General features: G+C 63.4%; 12 protein-coding genes and 3 rRNA genes. 13 read left to right on the top strand and 2 right to left on the bottom strand.

Annotated elements, in window-relative coordinates:
* Positions 1–352: 352 nt before the first annotated feature.
* From QNO10_RS09415 to rrf, 3 genes are all read left to right on the top strand, one after another.
* Positions 353–1,879, top strand: a 16S ribosomal RNA gene (locus tag QNO10_RS09415).
* Between the two features lie 518 nt (positions 1,880–2,397).
* Positions 2,398–5,532: ribosomal RNA gene (locus tag QNO10_RS09410) — 23S ribosomal RNA — on the top strand.
* A gap of 275 nt (positions 5,533–5,807) precedes the next feature.
* Positions 5,808–5,924, top strand: a 5S ribosomal RNA gene (rrf, locus tag QNO10_RS09405).
* Together the 16S, 23S and 5S rRNA genes form the textbook arrangement of a ribosomal RNA operon.
* A 582-nt stretch (positions 5,925–6,506) precedes the next feature.
* Here the strand turns inward: rrf and QNO10_RS09400 are convergent.
* Positions 6,507–7,448, bottom strand: coding sequence for a hypothetical protein (locus tag QNO10_RS09400; protein WP_229947449.1), 942 nt, complete (start codon positions 7,446–7,448; stop codon positions 6,507–6,509).
* A gap of 213 nt (positions 7,449–7,661) precedes the next feature.
* Here QNO10_RS09400 and QNO10_RS09395 point away from each other — a divergent pair, with 213 nt between their 5' ends.
* From QNO10_RS09395 to QNO10_RS09350, 10 genes are all read left to right on the top strand, one after another.
* Positions 7,662–8,498: a tetratricopeptide repeat protein gene (locus tag QNO10_RS09395; protein WP_229947450.1), complete on the top strand. Its 837-nt coding sequence runs from the start codon at positions 7,662–7,664 to the stop codon at positions 8,496–8,498.
* Entirely contained in the window at positions 8,488–9,489 is a 1,002-nt protein-coding gene (locus QNO10_RS09390) for an HAD-IIA family hydrolase (RefSeq protein ID WP_229947451.1), read from the top strand. The genes QNO10_RS09395 and QNO10_RS09390 overlap by 11 nt, the downstream gene beginning before the upstream one ends.
* Before the next feature lie 63 nt (positions 9,490–9,552).
* A complete protein-coding gene (locus QNO10_RS09385) occupies positions 9,553–9,801 on the top strand; it encodes a hypothetical protein (RefSeq protein WP_229947452.1) in 249 nt (82 codons plus the stop codon).
* Positions 9,802–9,803: 2 nt separating this feature from the next.
* The gene (locus QNO10_RS09380) at positions 9,804–10,664 is read left to right on the top strand and encodes a TlyA family RNA methyltransferase (RefSeq protein WP_229947453.1); all 861 of its coding nucleotides are present in this window, start codon (positions 9,804–9,806) and stop codon (positions 10,662–10,664) included.
* 52 nt (positions 10,665–10,716) lie between these two features.
* The gene (locus QNO10_RS09375) at positions 10,717–11,775 is read left to right on the top strand and encodes an NAD kinase (protein WP_229947454.1); all 1,059 of its coding nucleotides are present in this window, start codon (positions 10,717–10,719) and stop codon (positions 11,773–11,775) included.
* The gene (gene recN, locus QNO10_RS09370; RefSeq protein ID WP_229947456.1) at positions 11,772–13,493 is read left to right on the top strand and encodes a DNA repair protein RecN; all 1,722 of its coding nucleotides are present in this window, start codon (positions 11,772–11,774) and stop codon (positions 13,491–13,493) included. Before QNO10_RS09375 ends, recN begins: the two co-directional genes overlap by 4 nt.
* A gap of 46 nt (positions 13,494–13,539) precedes the next feature.
* Entirely contained in the window at positions 13,540–15,234 is a 1,695-nt protein-coding gene (gene pyrG / locus QNO10_RS09365; RefSeq protein WP_283995868.1) for a CTP synthase, read from the top strand.
* A gap of 4 nt (positions 15,235–15,238) precedes the next feature.
* The gene (locus tag QNO10_RS09360; RefSeq protein ID WP_229947460.1) at positions 15,239–15,907 is read left to right on the top strand and encodes an NUDIX domain-containing protein; all 669 of its coding nucleotides are present in this window, start codon (positions 15,239–15,241) and stop codon (positions 15,905–15,907) included.
* Between the two features lie 308 nt (positions 15,908–16,215).
* The gene (xerD, locus tag QNO10_RS09355; protein ID WP_229947977.1) at positions 16,216–17,178 is read left to right on the top strand and encodes a site-specific tyrosine recombinase XerD; all 963 of its coding nucleotides are present in this window, start codon (positions 16,216–16,218) and stop codon (positions 17,176–17,178) included.
* Positions 17,178–17,675 carry an 8-oxo-dGTP diphosphatase gene (locus QNO10_RS09350; protein WP_283995869.1) on the top strand — a complete coding sequence of 166 codons (498 nt, stop codon included), beginning with the start codon at positions 17,178–17,180 and terminating at the stop codon, positions 17,673–17,675. The genes xerD and QNO10_RS09350 overlap by 1 nt, the downstream gene beginning before the upstream one ends.
* A gap of 65 nt (positions 17,676–17,740) precedes the next feature.
* On the opposite strand, the gene QNO10_RS09345 is transcribed toward QNO10_RS09350, so the two are convergent.
* Entirely contained in the window at positions 17,741–18,874 is a 1,134-nt protein-coding gene (locus QNO10_RS09345; protein WP_229947464.1) for a bifunctional 2-methylcitrate synthase/citrate synthase, read from the bottom strand.
* Between the last annotated feature and the right edge of the window lie 40 nt (positions 18,875–18,914).

The following is an 18,914-nucleotide window of genomic DNA, read 5'->3' as shown; positions in this document are numbered from 1 at the left end:
GAAAAGACTCCGGTAAGTGCTGGGTCCGGAACGGCGGAAACGCTTTTCACGGTGGTCCGGATCACGGATACCGCGAATTGCGGAAAACGCCGGAATGGAATAAGATATATAAACATTGCAGCGAAGAAGAAAAGGAAAACATTTGTTTTCCCGAGTATTTTCGGATTGCGTCTGTTGTTTGAGAACTCAATAGTGTGCCAAGTTTATTGATACCAATTTATTTATATTGATTGGTTGAACAGGCCGTTTCCGCCCACCCCGTGGGTATGGGACGGTTTTTTTAGCCGGTTTCGAATTTAGTGCAGGACGGACGACCAATTTTCCTTGGTCCCCGGACTGTGTCTGTAACACATTTACGGAGAGTTTGATCCTGGCTCAGGATGAACGCTGGCGGCGTGCTTAACACATGCAAGTCGAACGATGACTTCTGTGCTTGCACAGAATGATTAGTGGCGAACGGGTGAGTAACACGTGAGTAACCTGCCCCTGACTTCGGGATAAGCCTGGGAAACCGGGTCTAATACCGGATACAACGGACCACCGCATGGCGGTCCGTGGAAAGCTTTATGCGGTTTTGGATGGACTCGCGGCCTATCAGCTTGTTGGTTGGGGTAATGGCCCACCAAGGCGACGACGGGTAGCCGGCCTGAGAGGGTGACCGGCCACACTGGGACTGAGACACGGCCCAGACTCCTACGGGAGGCAGCAGTGGGGAATATTGCACAATGGGCGGAAGCCTGATGCAGCGACGCCGCGTGAGGGACGAATGCCTTCGGGTTGTAAACCTCTTTCAGCAGGGAAGAAGCGAAAGTGACGGTACCTGCAGAAGAAGCGCCGGCTAACTACGTGCCAGCAGCCGCGGTAATACGTAGGGCGCAAGCGTTATCCGGAATTATTGGGCGTAAAGAGCTCGTAGGCGGTTTGTCGCGTCTGCTGTGAAAGCCCGGGGCTCAACCCCGGGTCTGCAGTGGGTACGGGCAGACTAGAGTGATGTAGGGGAGACTGGAATTCCTGGTGTAGCGGTGAAATGCGCAGATATCAGGAGGAACACCGATGGCGAAGGCAGGTCTCTGGGCATTAACTGACGCTGAGGAGCGAAAGCATGGGGAGCGAACAGGATTAGATACCCTGGTAGTCCATGCCGTAAACGTTGGGCACTAGGTGTGGGGGACATTCCACGTTTTCCGCGCCGTAGCTAACGCATTAAGTGCCCCGCCTGGGGAGTACGGCCGCAAGGCTAAAACTCAAAGGAATTGACGGGGGCCCGCACAAGCGGCGGAGCATGCGGATTAATTCGATGCAACGCGAAGAACCTTACCAAGGCTTGACATGAACCGGAAAGGCCTGGAAACAGGTCCCCCACTTGTGGCCGGTTTACAGGTGGTGCATGGTTGTCGTCAGCTCGTGTCGTGAGATGTTGGGTTAAGTCCCGCAACGAGCGCAACCCTCGTTCTATGTTGCCAGCGCGTTATGGCGGGGACTCATAGGAGACTGCCGGGGTCAACTCGGAGGAAGGTGGGGACGACGTCAAATCATCATGCCCCTTATGTCTTGGGCTTCACGCATGCTACAATGGCCGGTACAAAGGGTTGCGATACTGTGAGGTGGAGCTAATCCCAAAAAGCCGGTCTCAGTTCGGATTGAGGTCTGCAACTCGACCTCATGAAGTTGGAGTCGCTAGTAATCGCAGATCAGCAACGCTGCGGTGAATACGTTCCCGGGCCTTGTACACACCGCCCGTCAAGTCACGAAAGTTGGTAACACCCGAAGCCGGTGGCCTAACCCCTTGGGGAGGGAGCCGTCGAAGGTGGGACCGGCGATTGGGACTAAGTCGTAACAAGGTAGCCGTACCGGAAGGTGCGGCTGGATCACCTCCTTTCTAAGGAGCACCTCAGGGTGGCATTGCCTTCCACAGTGTGGGTGGTGTGCCCTGCAGGAGATGCCCATATCGGAGACATATGTTCTCCGGTGGGTGCTCAAGGGTGGAATATCAATGGATAGGCGCCGGCATGCCGGTTTCAGAGGCCAGTACGTTCCCTTCGGGGTTCCTGGAAAACCTCCTGTTACCGTGTGGGTCCGGTTAGTCGTTTGGCACACTGTTGGGTCCTGAAGCAACAGGCACCCGCATGTCCTTCCCTTCGGGGCGGGGGTTGCGGGTAACCTGGTTTGTTTCTGTTTGTTCCTGCGCAGGCCGGAACCGTATCACTGACACCCTTTGCGGGGTTGTCCGGTGCGGGGACGGGTGTGACGGGGTTGTTGTTTGAGAACTACATAGTGGACGCGAGCATCTTAAAATATTAAGTGCAATTTCAGAAAAACCTGGTAGATCCGGGTGCCCTTCGCGGGTGCCTGGTGAGACCGTGGTTTTCTCGATAGCGATAATAAATTGATCTTAGTGGTCAAGTTTTTAAGGGCACACGGTGGATGCCTTGGCATCAGGAGCCGAAGAAGGACGTAGGAATCTGCGATAAGCCTGGGGGAGTTGATAACCGAACTTTGATCCCAGGATGTCCGAATGGGGAAACCCCGCCCGGCGCGCGAGTGACCGGGTGACCCGCATCTGAACACATAGGGTGCGTGGAGGGAACGTGGGGAAGTGAAACATCTCAGTACCCACAGGAAGAGAAAACAACAGTGATTCCGTTAGTAGTGGCGAGCGAACGCGGAAGAGGCTAAACCAGTGGTGTGTGATAGCCGGCGGGCGTTGCATCACTGGGGTTGCGGGACTTTCCGTACCGATTCTGCCGGATCGGTGAAGTGAGTGCAGGTGCATAGGTGAACTGGTTTGAAAGCCAGGCCGTAGAGGGTGTTAGCCCCGTAACCGGAATGTATGCTGCCGCTTGGAGAGGATCCCAAGTAGCACGGGGCCCGAGAAATCCCGTGCGAATCTGCCAGGACCACCTGGTAAGCCTAAATACTCCCTGATGACCGATAGCGGACAAGTACCGTGAGGGAAAGGTGAAAAGTACCCCGGGAGGGGAGTGAAATAGTACCTGAAACCGTGTGCCTACAAACCGTTGGAGCAGCCTTGTAGCTGTGACAGCGTGCCTTTTGAAGAATGAGCCTGCGAGTTAGTGTTACGTCGCGAGGTTAACCCGTGAGGGGAAGCCGTAGCGAAAGCGAGTCTGAATAGGGCGATGCAGTGGCGTGATCTAGACCCGAAGCGGAGTGATCTACCCATGGCCAGGTTGAAGCGACGGTAAGACGTCGTGGAGGACCGAACCCACTTCAGTTGAAAATGGAGGGGATGAGCTGTGGGTAGGGGTGAAAGGCCAATCAAACTCCGTGATAGCTGGTTCTCCCCGAAATGCATTTAGGTGCAGCGTTGCGTGTTTCTTACCGGAGGTAGAGCTACTGGATGGCTAATGGGCCCTACAAGGTTACTGACGTCAGCCAAACTCCGAATGCCGGTAAGTGAGAGCGCAGCAGTGAGACTGTGGGGGATAAGCTTCATAGTCGAGAGGGAAACAGCCCAGACCACCAACTAAGGCCCCTAAGCGTGTGCTAAGTGGGAAAGGATGTGGAGTTGCCCAGACAACCAGGAGGTTGGCTTAGAAGCAGCCACCCTTGAAAGAGTGCGTAATAGCTCACTGGTCAAGTGATTCCGCGCCGACAATGTAGCGGGGCTCAAGTACACCGCCGAAGTTGTGGATTTCAGATATTAGATAAGCCTTCGTGGTTCAGTCGTCTGGAGTGGTAGGGGAGCGTCGTGTGGGCAGTGAAGCCGCGGTGGAAACCAGCGGTGGAGCCTACACGAGTGAGAATGCAGGCATGAGTAGCGAAAGACGGGTGAGAAACCCGTCCGCCGAATGATCAAGGGTTCCAGGGTCAAGCTAATCTGCCCTGGGTAAGTCGGGACCTAAGGCGAGGCCGACAGGCGTAGTCGATGGACAACGGGTTGATATTCCCGTACCGGCGAAGAACCGCCCATACCAAGCAGGGGACACTAACCGTCCGGAGCCTGCCCGATCACCCTTGTGGTGTGAGGGTTTTGGCCGAGCACGGGACCTGATCCTGGGAGGTAAGCGTATTAACAGGTGTGACGCAGGAAGGTAGCCGGGCCAGGCGATGGTAGACCTGGTCTAAGGACGTAGGGTCCGTGATAGGTAAATCCGTCACGGTGTCTTGGATGACGAACCTGAGATCCGACGGGACCCCCTCACGGGGGGATCCGGTGATCCTATGCTGCCTAGAAAAGCATCGGCGCGAGGTTCCAGCCGCCCGTACCCCAAACCGACACAGGTGATCAGGTAGAGAATACTAAGGCGATCGAGAGAATTATGGTTAAGGAACTCGGCAAAATGCCCCCGTAACTTCGGGAGAAGGGGGGCCCCAACCTTGATGGACACTTGCTGTCCGGAGGGGATCGGGGCCGCAGAGACCAGGGGGAAGCGACTGTTTACTAAAAACACAGGTCCGTGCGAAGTCGCAAGACGATGTATACGGACTGACTCCTGCCCGGTGCTGGAAGGTTAAGAGGACCGGTTAGCCCTTACGGGCGAAGCTGGGAATTTAAGCCCCAGTAAACGGCGGTGGTAACTATAACCATCCTAAGGTAGCGAAATTCCTTGTCGGGTAAGTTCCGACCTGCACGAATGGAGTAACGACTTCCCCGCTGTCTCAACCATAAACTCGGCGAAATTGCAGTACGAGTAAAGATGCTCGTTACGCGCAGCAGGACGGAAAGACCCCGAGACCTTTACTATAGTTTGGTATTGGTGTTCGGTGTGGCTTGTGTAGGATAGGTGGGAGACTGTGAGACCCGGACGCCAGTTCGGGTGGAGTCATCGTTGAAATACCACTCTGGTCATACTGGATATCTAACTTCGGCCCGTAATCCGGGTCAGGGACAGTGCCTGATGGGTAGTTTAACTGGGGCGGTTGCCTCCTAAAGAGTAACGGAGGCGCCCAAAGGTTCCCTCAGCCTGGTTGGCAATCAGGTGTCGAGTGTAAGTGCACAAGGGAGCTTGACTGTGAGAGAGACATCTCGAGCAGGGACGAAAGTCGGGACTAGTGATCCGGCGGTACATTGTGGAATGGCCGTCGCTCAACGGATAAAAGGTACCTCGGGGATAACAGGCTGATCTTGCCCAAGAGTCCATATCGACGGCATGGTTTGGCACCTCGATGTCGGCTCGTCGCATCCTGGGGCTGGAGTAGGTCCCAAGGGTTGGGCTGTTCGCCCATTAAAGCGGTACGCGAGCTGGGTTTAGAACGTCGTGAGACAGTTCGGTCCCTATCCGCTGCGCGCGCAGGAAATTTGAGAAGGGCTGTCCTTAGTACGAGAGGACCGGGACGGACGAACCTCTGGTGTGTCAGTTGTACTGCCAAGTGCACCGCTGATTAGCTACGTTCGGATGGGATAACCGCTGAAAGCATCTAAGCGGGAAGCCCGCTTCGAGATGAGATTTCCATACACCTTGTGTGTGAGAGGCCCCCAGCCAGACCACTGGGTTGATAGGCCGGATGTGGAAGCGGGGACTAAAGACCCGTGAAGCTGACCGGTACTAATAGGCCGATAACTTACACCACAACAACACCTGGACGGACACGACTTCAAACGGTCCGTCAAAGTATAAAGGGTGTTGAAGATCATGCTGCTTGCGTCCACTATGTGGTTCCCGGACAACAACCCGTGTTGTTGCTGTACCTGGAACACGAACCCACCCCCTTGTCCGGGGGTTGGTTCACCTTTTTTACCGCACTGCCGGCACCCTTGCAGCGTCTTTTGGCGTGATAGGGGTTCCGGGACGTGCTGTAACCAGAGATTTCCCCACCCCGCTTTGCGGGGGTGCGGGTAGCAGGGTTACGGCGGTCATAGCGTGGGGGAAACGCCCGGTCCCATTCCGAACCCGGAAGCTAAGACCCACAGCGCCGATGGTACTGCATCCGGGAGGATGTGGGAGAGTAGGTCACCGCCGGACAATATTTGAATAACAGGATGAGCCCGTACCAGTGCTGGTACGGGCTCTTCCTCTTTAACCCACCGGGCATAGCCCGGGCGGGCCTGACCTTCGGGGAGCTGCTGGCCGGTTCCTTTGGCCGCCGTCGGGCGTTCGAACGTCCTGAGTTGGGGCCGCTCAGGTGCCCGTGGTGTCGAGACTCACCTGCATCGGACCGCTTTGATCCCCTGTTGAATCGGCACCTGGACTGCCACTGCACTAGAATTACCCTGAGGCGCGACCGCCTCCCATGACTTTTACATCTTCATTACAGGTACATAGTGACGAGCGACTGCAGTAATTCCGTTGGTCGGCTCACGACGAGAGGAACTCAGCAGCATGTCAGAGCAAAATAACAGGGATCACCGCGGCGGCGAAGGAAGCAATTCTTCCAGCGGCAGCTCGTCAGACCGGCGCGACGACCGCGGACGCCCCGCGACGAACGACCGCAACGCTCCCAAGCGGTTCGAAGACCGCAAGCCCTCCTTTGGCGGCCGGCCCGCACGCGACGGCGAACGGAAGTCTTTCGGCGACCGGGGGGCCTCCTCGGAGCGCAAGCCGTTTTCAAAGGACCGCAAGCCCGCTTTCGGCGATCGTCCCGCCCGTGGCAGCGACGACCGCCGCCCCGCCCGTGATGGTGAGCGCAAGCCGTTCACCGAGCGCAGCGGTGAGCGGAAGCCTTTCGGCGACCGTGGCGATCGCAAGCCGTCGTTCGGTGGCGATGACCGTCGTCCCGCCCGTGATGGGGACAGTCGTCCGTCGTTCGGGGTTCGTGCGGAGCGAAATGACCGCGCCAGCCGCGGCGCCGATGACCGTCGTCCGCCGCGTGATGGTGAGCGTAAGTCCTTCGGTGACCGTGGGGATCGTAAGCCGTTCTCGCGTGATGATCGTCCGCAGCGTGACAGCCGTCCGCCGCGTGATGGTGAGCGTAAGCCGTTCGGTGACCGTGGGGACCGTAAACCGTCCTTCGGTGGCGACGACCGTCGTCCGGCCCGTGATGGTGAGCGTAAGCCCTTTGGCGACCGTGGGGATCGTAAGCCGTTCTCGCGTGATGATCGTCCGCAGCGTGACAGCCGTCCGGCCCGTGATGGTGAGCGTAAGTCCTTCGGTGACCGTGGGGATCGTAAGCCGTTCTCGCGTGATGATCGTCCGCAGCGTGACAGCCGTCCGGCCCGTGATGGTGAGCGTAAGTCCTTCGGTGACCGTGGGGACCGTAAACCGTCCTTCGGTGGCGATGACCGTCGTCCGGCCCGTGATGGTGAGCGTAAGCCCTTTGGCGACCGTGGGGATCGTAAGCCGTTCTCGCGTGATGATCGTCCGCAGCGTGATGGTGAGCGTAAGCCTTTCTCGGAGCGCAGCGGTGAGCGTAAGCCCTTCGGCGACCGCGGCGACCGTAGGCCGTCCTTCGGTGGCGATGACCGCCGTCCGCAGCGTGACCGCCGTCCGCAGCGTGACAGCCGTCCGCAGCGTGACAGCCGTCCGCCCCGCGGCGACCGGCCCGAACACGGTTCGGACCGCCCGTCTTTCCGCCGTGACGATGCCCCGGCCGCAGCTCGGCCCCGCAACGCCAAGGACCTGCGTAGCGCCAACCGCCCCGACCGTGAGCGTTCACCGGAAATCGATGAGGACGTCACCGGGCAGGAACTGGACAAGGTCACCCGCGCCCAGCTGCGCAACCTGGAGGAAGTCAACAGCGAGTGGGTTGCCAAGCACCTGGTGATGGCAGGCCGCCTGATTGACGACGAACCGGAGCTGGCATTCCAGCACGCCCTTGCCGCGAGCCGTCGTGGCGGACGCATGGCAGTGGTCCGCGAGGCTGTCGGCCTGACCGCCTACGCAGCCGAGCACTTCGGTGAGGCGCTGCGTGAGTTCCGCACCTACCGCCGGATCAGCGGTTCCAATGCCTACCTGCCGATGATGGCCGACTGCGAACGCGGTCTGGGCCATCCGGAAAAGGCCCTGGACATGGCCCGGTCCGATGACGCCAAGGACCTGGATACTGCCGGACAGGTGGATCTGGCCATCGTCGTCTCGGGTGCCCGGATGGACATGGGTCAGTTTGATGCCGCTGTTGCAGCACTGGAAATCCCGCAGCTGGACCGTAACCGGGCCTTCTCCTACAGCCCGCGCCTCTTCCGTGCCTACGCCGACGCGCTGGAAGTTGCCGGCCGCAGCGAGGAAGCGCAGAAGTGGCAGAAGCAGGCCCTGCGCGCTGACGAAGCCCTGGGCTTCGGCGACTTTGCGGAGCCGGAAATCTTCGACCTCGTGCCTGAGGAAGAGGAACGTCCCAAGCGTCGTCCCGAGGCCCGTGAGGACCGCTCCGGCGCGTACTTCGCACCCGCCGAAGAGGCTCCGAAGGACAACCTCGATCCAAATGAAGAGGTGGACGCGCTTCCCACGGATGAGCAGGAAGGCCTCCTCACCGAAGACAGCGACGTAAATGACGACGGCGAGGCCGTGGAAGTCGTAGTGTCCGATTTCAATTACGACGACGACGACGAGGAAACTGCCCGCGAAGACGCCGATGAGACGGGGCCGCAGCGTCTTGACGACTAACCCTTCACTGGTCTCCGGCTACGACGCGGTCTTTTCCGACCTGGACGGCGTGGTCTACGCCGGACCGCACGCGATACCGGGGGCCGTGGAGGCGCTGGACCGGCTGGCCGATGTATCGGTCCAGCTGGCCTACGTCACCAACAACGCCTCACGCTCTTCGGAGACGGTTGCGGCACACCTGCGCGAACTCGGAGCACCCGCCACGGCGGAAAATGTCTTCGGGTCCGCGCAGGCGGGGGCGGAACTGCTGGCTTCCAAGGTTCCCGCGGGGGCCAAGGTGCTGGTGACCGGCAGCGCAACCCTGGCTGCCGCCGTCGAGGCCCAGGGACTGGTGCGGGTCTACTCGGCGGATGACGCGCCCGACGCCGTCATCCAGGGCTTCGACCCATCCCTGGGATGGGCCGATCTGGCCGAAGCCGCATTCGCCGTCGGACGCGGAGCCGTGTGGGTGGCCACCAACACGGACCTGTCCATCCCGCAGGCCCGCGGCATCGCGCCCGGCAACGGCACGCTGGTGGCTGCAGTCGGCGCAGCCACGGGCCGGGTTCCCTTCGTCGCAGGCAAGCCGGAGGCGCCACTGTTTACGACGGCGGCACGGCACCTCGACGTCCACCGTCCGCTTGTGGTGGGGGACCGGCTGGACACCGACATCCTGGGCGGAACCAACGCCGGCTTTGACACCGCACTGGTGCTCACCGGCGTCGACACTCCGTTGACTGCACTGGCGGCGCGGAAACCGGAGCGGCCGGTCTACCTCATCGAGAACCTGGCGGCGCTTTTCGAACCGTATCCGGTGCCCGTTCCCGAGGCTGGAAAATACCGCTGCGGCCAGGCACTGGCCTGGGTGGAGGACACCGTCGTCGTGATAGCCGGGGATTCCTCGGACCTGGACAGCTGGCGTGCCGGCTGTGCCGCATGGTGGGCAGCCCGGCCGGACGCCGCAGCGGCGCTTACCCCGGAGATCCGCTGGACTGTCACCGGCCGCAGCTAGGCTTCATAGAGAAGATCCACCCGTTATCAATGCATCCCGCATGCAACCGCAGGAGGAAGACACATGCCTGAATCCCAGCCGGCACAGCCATGGCCGCAGGCTCCGGCCACCACGGATGATGCCGCCGTTGACTCCCTCCTCGATGTCCTGCCTCCGCTGGCGGCCCAGCCCGTGGCCGGCCATGCGGCCGTTTACGCAGGACTGCATGACGCGCTGCTCACCGAGCTGAACACTGAGCCGAATACTGAGCCGAAAGCTGGGCATGCTGTCCCCGCGCCGGTACCCGGAATCTTCCCCCGGACAGCAGACTAGGCATGCCACGACTCGACCAGGAACTCGTCACGCGCGGGCTGGCACGCTCGCGCACCCAGGCAGCAAAGCTGATCGCCGCAGGACGGGTCCTGCGCGCCGGAAAGCCCGCCGCCAAGCCCTCGGCTCCGGTGGACGCCGGCGAACGGCTGGAAGTGCTCGACGACGGTCTGCCCGACTACGTCAGCCGCGCCGGCCACAAACTCGCCGGTGCCCTCGCGGCGTTCCCCGCCGTTAACCCGGTCGGACTGCGCTGCCTGGACGCCGGGGCCTCCACCGGAGGGTTCACCGACGTCCTGCTCCGCGCTGGTGCCACGCATGTCGCCGCCGTCGACGTCGGGCACGGACAACTCGTGGAAGCGCTTCGGCGGGATCCCAGGGTCAGCGTCTACGAGGGGATGAACGTCCGTTACCTGGACCCGGAGGACATAGGTGGCACCGTCGATCTCACGGTCGCGGATCTTTCATTCATCTCCCTGACCAAGGTGGTGGGACCGCTGGCTGCTGCCACCCGCCCGGGCGGCAGCCTCCTGCTCATGGTGAAACCCCAGTTCGAGGTGGGCCGTGAGAAGCTGGACCGGACCGGAGTGGTTACCGATCCGGCCCGGCACCGGTCTGCCGTGGCCTCGGTGGCGACGGCCGCCATGGCTGCCGGCCTGGAGATCGGCGGCATTGCCCCGAGCCCGCTTCCCGGCCAGAACGGCAACGTGGAGTTCTTTATGTGGCTGCAGGTCCCCGGCCCCGTACCCGGAAGGCCTGCGGAAACGGGGCACGGTGAGGGAACTCCGGCCGAAGACGCCGCCGCCAGGCTGGTGGATGAAGCGTTCGCCGGGTTTGCGGACCGGTTGCCGGCGGTAGAAGACTGACGATGGGTATGCCGCAGGCACCACCCGGAGGATGAAGAGGATGAAGACGCAGATGAGCAGACGGATACTGGTCCTGGCCCACACCGGACGACGGGCCGCCATGACCGCTGCCCAGGAGGCCTGCACCCAGCTTCATTCCTCGGGACTGGTTCCGGTCATGCGGCGGCGTGACCTTGAAGACATCCAGGCCGAATACGGAGTGCTGACGGCACCCACCGAGATCCTCGATGAAGACGTCGCGCTGGATGAGGTGGACCTGGGCATGGTCCTTGGCGGGGACGGCACCATCCTGCGGGCAGCCGAACTGGTGCGCGGAACGAATGTTCCACTGCTTGGGGTCAACCTCGGCCATGTGGGCTTCCTGGCCGAGAGCGAACGCGCCGACCTGGCACAGACTGTGCACTGGGTGGTTGAACGCGCCTACACCGTCGAAGAACGCATGACCATCGACGTCAAGGTCTGGCACGGCGGCGAACTCCTGGCCCGCACCTGGGCCCTCAACGAGGCCGCCGTCGAAAAGGCCGACCGCCAGCGGATGCTGGAAGTGGTCATCGAGGTGGATGCCCGCCCCATCAGCTCGTTCGGATGCGACGGCGTTGTGCTGGCAACACCCACCGGCTCCACCGCCTACGCCTTCTCCGCTGGCGGCCCGGTGGTCTGGCCGGAGGTTGAAGCCCTGCTGCTGGCGCCCATCAGCGCCCACGCCCTGTTCGCCAAGCCGCTGGTGGTATCGCCCACCTCGGTGCTGGCCGTGGAGATCCTGACCCGTACGGACGCCGCCGGAGTGCTGTGGTGCGACGGCCGGCGCAGCATCGACCTGCCCCCGGGCTCCCGGGTGGAAGTGACCCGCTCCAAGACTCCGGTCCGCCTGGCACGCACCCACCTGACACCTTTCTCAGAACGACTGGTGCGCAAGTTCCAGCTCCCCACCCATGGGTGGCGCGGTCCGGCCCCGGCGACCACTGCCGGAACCCAGCTCAGCTCCATACCGGGGCCGGGGGACCGGAACGCGGATTCCGCCGGCAACGGTGCAGTAACCGGCAGCCCGGAAGCTGCCGGCACATCAACCGGTGACACAGCGGTTTCGGACAGCGGAGGCTTTGTCGCATGATTGAGGAAATCCGGATCAGGGACCTCGGTGTCATCACCGACGCCACACTGGACCTGGGCCCAGGCTTCACGGTGGTGACCGGTGAAACCGGTGCCGGCAAAACGATGGTGATCACCGCCCTGGGACTGCTCCTAGGTGCCCGGTCAGACGCCGGCGCCGTGCGCATCGGTGCGAAGTCCGCCGTCGCTGAGGCGCTCGTGCACGTGGATCCGCGGAGCCCTGCGGCGGTCCGCGCGGGCGAAGCGGGAGCGGAGCTTGAAGAGTACGACGGCGCGGCCGAACTGACGCTGGTCCGTACGGTCAATGCCGACGGACGCAGCCGTGCACACGTGGGCGGACGGTCCGCCCCGGTAGGCGTCCTGGCGGAAGTGGGCGAGCACCTCGTGGTGGTCCACGGCCAGACCGATCAGCTGCGCCTCAAGAGTGCCGCGGCCCAGCGGGAGGCACTGGACAAGTACGCAGGTGCCCCGCTGGCCGCCGAACTCGGTGCCTACCGTGAGGACTACGCCCGCTGGCGCGCCGCGGCCAAGGAGCTGTCGGAACTCCGGGACCAGGCCCGGGACCGGCTCCGGGAAGCCGAGTACCTGACCGCCGCGCTGGAGGAAATCGAGGCGGTGGATCCACAGCCGGGGGAGGACGACTCCCTCAAGGCGGAGGCCATGCGCCTGAGCAACCTCGAGGAGCTGCGCACCGCCGCGGTGAGTGCCCATGCGGCCCTGATCGCCGACGACTTTGCCGACGGCGGCGACGCCACCTCGCTGGTGGACGCCGCCAAACGCCAGCTGGAGTCCGCAGGGGAGCATGACCCGGCCCTGGCCGCGTCCGGACAGCGGCTGGCCGAGGTGGGGTACATCCTCGCAGACATAGCCACCGAGCTGGCCAGCTACGGAGCCTCCCTGGACTCCGAAGGACCTGAACGGCTCGCGGAAGTGGAATCCCGCCGCGCCGATCTGGCGGGACTGGTCCGCAAGTATGCCCCTTCGATCGACGGGGTCCTGGAGTGGAGCGGCGAAAGCGCCAAGCGGCTGGCCGAACTCAGCTCCGACGACTCCCGGATCGACGCCCTCGAAGCGGAAATAGGCGTCCTCGCCGAACGCCTGGCCACCCGGGGAGCGGCCCTGACCAAACTCCGTACCGATGCCGCAGCAGAACTCGCGCAGCGGGTCAGCGACGAACTGACGGCGCTGGCCATGAAGGACGCCAATCTGGTCATCGAGGTGGAACCGACCGGTGAGCCGGGACCGCACGGTGCCGACAGCATTTCCTTCCTGCTCGCACCGCATCCCGGCGCTCCGGCCCGGCCCCTGGGCAAGGGTGCCTCAGGCGGCGAACTTTCCCGCGTTATGCTGGCGATCGAAGTGGTCCTGGCAGCAGTGGACCCGGTGCCCACGTTCATCTTCGACGAGGTGGATGCAGGCGTCGGCGGCAAGGCCGCCGTCGAAATCGGCCGCCGGCTCGCCATGCTGGCAAAGCATGTGCAGGTGATCGTGGTAACCCACCTGCCCCAGGTGGCGGCGTTTGCCGACCATCACATCCGCGTGATCAAGACTTCCACGTCCACCGACGACGGTACCGGCGTCACGGCCAGCGATGTCCGGGTGCTGGGCCAGGAGGAGCGCATCAAGGAACTCGCCCGGATGCTCGCAGGGCAGGAGGACTCGGCGTCGGCCCGTGCCCACGCCGAGGAATTATTGGATTCGGCGGGGCATCTCCAGTGATGTTCCGAAAGAACCCAGACGCAGGACAAACCCGAAACGACAAAAGGTGATAGGCTCGAACTCCGTGGTGCAGCGATCAAATTCCAGGTTTCCCAAGTCGTCTTCTACGACCAAACACATCTTCGTCACCGGTGGCGTGGCGTCCTCACTCGGTAAGGGACTGACAGCGTCAAGTCTCGGCCATTTGTTGAGGTCGCGCGGCATAGCGGTGACCATGCAAAAGCTCGATCCCTATTTGAATGTGGATCCGGGCACAATGAACCCCTTCCAGCACGGTGAAGTCTTCGTGACCGACGACGGTGCCGAGACCGACCTCGACATCGGGCACTATGAGCGGTTCCTTGACGAGAGCCTCGATGGCTCCGCCAATGTGACCACCGGCCAGGTGTACTCGACGGTTATCGCCAAGGAACGCCGCGGCGAATACCTCGGCGACACGGTCCAGGTCATTCCGCACATCACCGACGAGATCAAGCGCCGGATGCGCCTGCCCTCCGAGGCGAAGAAGACCCCCGACGTCATCATTACCGAAATCGGCGGCACGGTGGGCGACATCGAGTCCCAGCCGTTCCTCGAAGCGGCCCGCCAGGTCCGCCAGGACATCGGCCGCAGCAACGTCTTCTTCCTGCATGTGTCCCTCGTGCCGTACATCGGTCCGTCCCAGGAACTGAAGACCAAGCCGACGCAGCACTCCGTGGCTGCCCTGCGGTCCATCGGTATCCAGCCGGACGCCATCGTCATCCGCTCCGACCGTCCGGTGCCCGACGCCATGCGCAACAAGATCGGCCGCATGTGCGACGTCGATGTTGATGCCGTAATCGGCTGCCCGGATGCCCCGAGCATCTACGACATCCCGAAGACCCTTCACTCCCAGGGCCTGGACGCGTACATCGTCCAGCACCTGGACCTGAAGTTCAAGGACGTCAACTGGACCAAGTGGGACCGCCTGCTTGAATCCGTGCACAACCCCAAGCACCACGTGGACATTGCCCTCGTGGGCAAGTACGTGGACCTGCCGGACGCTTACCTGTCCGTCACGGAGGCGCTGCGTGCCGGCGGCTTCGCCAACCAGACCAAGGTCAACATCCGCTGGGTTCCCTCGGATGACTGCGACACCCCTGAGGGTGCGGCCAAGGCCCTGGCCGGCGCGGATGCCATCTGCGTGCCCGGCGGTTTCGGTATCCGCGGCCTCGAAGGCAAGCTGGGCGCGCTGACCTACGCCCGGGAGAACAAGCTTCCGACCCTCGGCCTGTGCCTTGGCCTGCAGTGCATGGTCATTGAGTACGCCCGGAACGTGGTGGGCCTCGAAGGTGCTTCCTCCTCCGAGTTCGAACCGGATACCCGGTTCCCGGTCATCGCCACCATGGCGGAGCAGAAGGACATTGTTGCCGGCGGCGGCGACATGGGCGGCACCATGCGCCTGGGCCTGTGGGACGCGAAGCTGGAACCGGAATCCGTGGTTGCCAAGACCTACGGCAAGACGGAGGTGGCCGAGCGCCACCGCCACCGCTACGAGGTCAACAACCAGTACCGCGACCAGATCGCCGATGCCGGCCTGGTGTTCTCCGGAACCACCACCGACGGCGGCCTGGTGGAGTTCGTCGAGCTTCCCGCCGACGTGCACCCGTACTACGTCTCCACGCAGGCACACCCGGAGCTCAGCTCCCGCCCGACCCGTCCGCACCCGCTCTTCGCCGGACTCGTCAAGGCTGCCCTGGACCACCAGAGCGGCAAGGCCTAGCCCCGTGGCACGGACCGAGGGGTTCGCTGACGAACAAAGCCCACGCCCGCTGCTGGAATCGGAAACGGTTTACAGCGGTCCGGTGTGGGACGTGGTCAAGGAGAAATTCCTCCTGACCGACGACGGCGAACCCCTGGTCCGTGACTACATCGCCCACCCCGGCGCGGTGGCCATCCTGGCCATGAACGACGCCGGACAGGTGCTTTTGATCAACCAGTACCGGCATCCGGTCCGGATGACCCTGTGGGAAATCCCGGCCGGGCTGCTCGACGTGGACGGTGAAGACTTCCAGGTCGGTGCCGCCCGCGAACTCGCGGAGGAGGCCGACCTGGTGGCGTCGGAGTGGAACGTCCTCACGGACCTGTTCCTCTCGCCCGGCTCCTCCCGGGAAGCCCTGCGCATTTACCTGGCCCGCGGCATTTCCGAGGTCCCCGAGGCGGACCGGCACACCCGGACCCACGAGGAAGCCGAAATCACCACGGCATGGGTGGATCTGGACGAGGCCGTACAGGCAGCCCTGCAGGGACGTATGCACAGCCCCTCCGCCGTAGCCGCCGTCCTGGCTGCCGCCGTCGCCCGCGGCAACGGGTTCCGTGACCTGCGGCCGGCTGATGCCCCCTGGCCGGAACACCACTCCCAGCACTCCACCTGGGCCAACGGCCCGGTGCGCTAGAACCAATGCCCAGCGCTGACGCTGATGGCGGCTCGACGAACAATGACACCATTGCCATTAAGCTGCCCGGCCTGAACCCCACCCTCAAGCTTGATCTGGACTCGGAAGAAGCCCGCCGGCTGCGCGACGCCGACCTGGCCGAGCTGGACCGCACCGGCTCCGTCCAGCAGCCCGCTACGCCGGAGCCCGCAGTCCAGGACTCGGCGGCACCGGCTACCCCGCCTGACGCGGTGCCGGAGCCCGCACCCAAACGCAGGTCGAAGGCCGCGGCTGGAAGCGCAGCACCGGCCCGCTCCCGCGCCGCAACCATGAAATCCGCGGCGGATGAACTCCGTTCCACACCTGCAGGCCGGGCCATCGGCAGCTACCTGCAGCACATGGCCGTGGAACGCGGTCTGGCGGTCAATACGCTCGACGCCTACCGCCGGGACCTGCTGCGCTATGCCCGTTTCCTGGACGCCAGGGGAGTGGAGGACATTTCCCGCATCTCCCGGCACGATGTCACGGCGTTTGCCCAGTCGATTTCCGAAGGGTCCGACGGCGCCTCGGCGCTGAGCGTCCGGTCCGCCGCCCGCACCATCGTGGCGGTGCGCGGACTGCACCGCTTCTGGGCGCTCGAAGGTATGACCGCGGCCGATCCGGCGTCGGACGTACACCCACCCATGCCCGGCAAGCGCCTGCCGAAGGCCATCAGCGTCAACGAGGTCACCCGGATCCTGGAAGCGGTCTCCCTGGACAACCCCTCCGGGCTGCGCGACCGTGCCCTGCTCGAATTCCTGTATTCCACGGGAGCGCGCATCAGCGAGGCCGTGGGCCTGGACGTGGATGACCTGTCCCTGGAACGCATTCCCGCCAAGGGACCGGATGTCGTCCGCCTGTTCGGCAAGGGGTCCAAGGAGCGGCTGGTCCCGCTGGGGTCCTATGCTGCCCGCGCCCTGGACGAATACCTGGTGCGCGGACGCCCGGCGGCCTCGGCCAAGGGCAAGGGCACCCCCGCCCTGTTCCTGAATGCCCGGGGCGGACGCCTGTCACGGCAAAGCGCCTGGACCATCCTGAAGAACGCCGCCGAGAAGGCCGATATCGGCCGGGACGTTTCACCGCACACGCTGCGGCATTCGTTCGCCACGCACCTGCTCGAAGGCGGCGCCGACGTGCGCGTGGTCCAGGAACTGCTGGGCCATGCCTCGGTGACCACCACCCAGGTCTACACGCTGGTGACGGCCGAGACCCTGCGCGAGGTCTACGCCGCGGCCCACCCGCGGGCACTGTAGTGGCCGTACCCGCAGCACCGTACCGGGCTGCCCCGGTTGTCCTCTGTTTCCTGTTCCGGGAGACGGCGGATGGGCGGCAGGTGCTTATGGGAATGAAGAAAACCGGCTTCGGCCTTGGCCGTGTGGTGACGCTCGGCGGGCACATTGAAGCCGGAGAAACCCCCGAGCAGGCCGCGGTGCGCGAGGTGGAGGAGGAGTCCGGCGTCATCGTCCGTGAAGCGGATCTGCAGCGGGCCGGCACCATCGAGTGGATCTTCCCGGCCCAGCCCGGCCTGGACATGTCCACCGTCCTCTTCACAACGTCCCGCTGGGACGGCGAACCAGTGGAGACAGACGAGATCCTTCCGGCCTGGTATCCAGTAACCGCCATCCCGTACCCGCAGATGTGGGCGGACTCGGCCCACTGGATGCCGCGCCTCCTGGCCGGCGACTGTTTCAACGCCGTGATCACCATCGCGGACGACAACGTCAACGTCGCCAGCGTCGTCTTTTCCTAGCTGCACCGAACGCAAAGGGGCCGCCTTCGCGAAAACTCCGAAGACGGCCCCTGGGAATGCTGCGGTTACGGCAGGTGCCGCTCCTCGGCTCCGTTGTATTCGCTCAGCGGCCGGATCAGGGAGTTGGCTTCGAGCTGCTCCATGATGTGCGCCGTCCACCCGGTGATCCGCGCGGCCACGAACAGCGGCGTGAAGGTGAGCGTGTCAAAACCCATCAGGTGGTACACGGGACCGGCCGGGTAATCCAGGTTCGGCAGGATGTTCTTGCGCTCACCCATGGCCGATTCCAGGGCAGTGTAGAGCTCACCCATGTCCGGACGGTCGTAGTGCTTGACCATGTTGTCCAGGGACGCCTTCATGGTCGGCACCCGGGAATCGCCGTTCTTGTAGACCCGGTGGCCGAAGCCCATGATCTTCTTCTTCTCTGCCAGCGCCTCGTCCAGCCAGGCCGCTGCGTGGGCTGCGACGTCGCCGCCCGCCGCGCTCTCGGTGATCTCGGCGAACGTGTGCATGACCGCTTCGTTGGCGCCGCCGTGAAGCGGGCCCTTGAGCGCACCGATGGCACCGGTCACGGCCGAGTGCAGGTCGGAGAGCGTGGAGGTGATTACCCGGGCGGTGAAGGTGGACGCGTTGAAGGAGTGCTCCGCGTACAGGATCATCGACACGTTGAACGCCTCGACTACCTCGGGAGCGGCTTCCTCGCCGAAGGTCATCCAAAGGAAGTTCGCCGAGTAGTCCAGGTCATCGCGCGGATCCACGACGTCCTCGCCGCGGCGGCGGCGCTGGTCATAGGCGACGACGGCGGGCATGGCAGCGAAGAGGCTGACCGCCTTGTCCATGTTGGCCTGGACCGAGGAATCCCCGGCCTGCGCATGGGACGCACCCAGGACCGATGCCGCGGTACGGCACACATCCATCGGGTGGCAGGTCACGGGCAGCGCGTCAATGACGGCCTTCAGCTCGGGGGTGAGGGCACGCTGGCTGCGTTCCCCCTCCGTGAATTCGGCGAGCTGCTCCTCAGTGGGCAGCTCCCCGTTCCACAGCAGGTAGGCCACCTCTTCGAAGCTGCAGCGGGCGGCCAGTTCCTGGACCGGGTAGCCGCGGTAGAGCAGGGAGTTGGTTTCCGGGTTGACCTTGGAAACGCGGGTGGTGTCTACGAGTACCCCCGCCAGGCCCTTGTGGATCTGGGTGTCTGTCATTGTTGCTGACTCCTTCGTCGTGCAGGAAATGCGGAGCGGG

The sequence above is a fragment of the Arthrobacter sp. zg-Y919 genome, assembly GCF_030142045.1.
Lineage (GTDB): Bacteria > Actinomycetota > Actinomycetes > Actinomycetales > Micrococcaceae > Arthrobacter_B.
The sequence above is the reverse complement of the archived record's forward strand: the minus strand, read 5'-3'. Positions and strand labels throughout refer to the sequence as shown.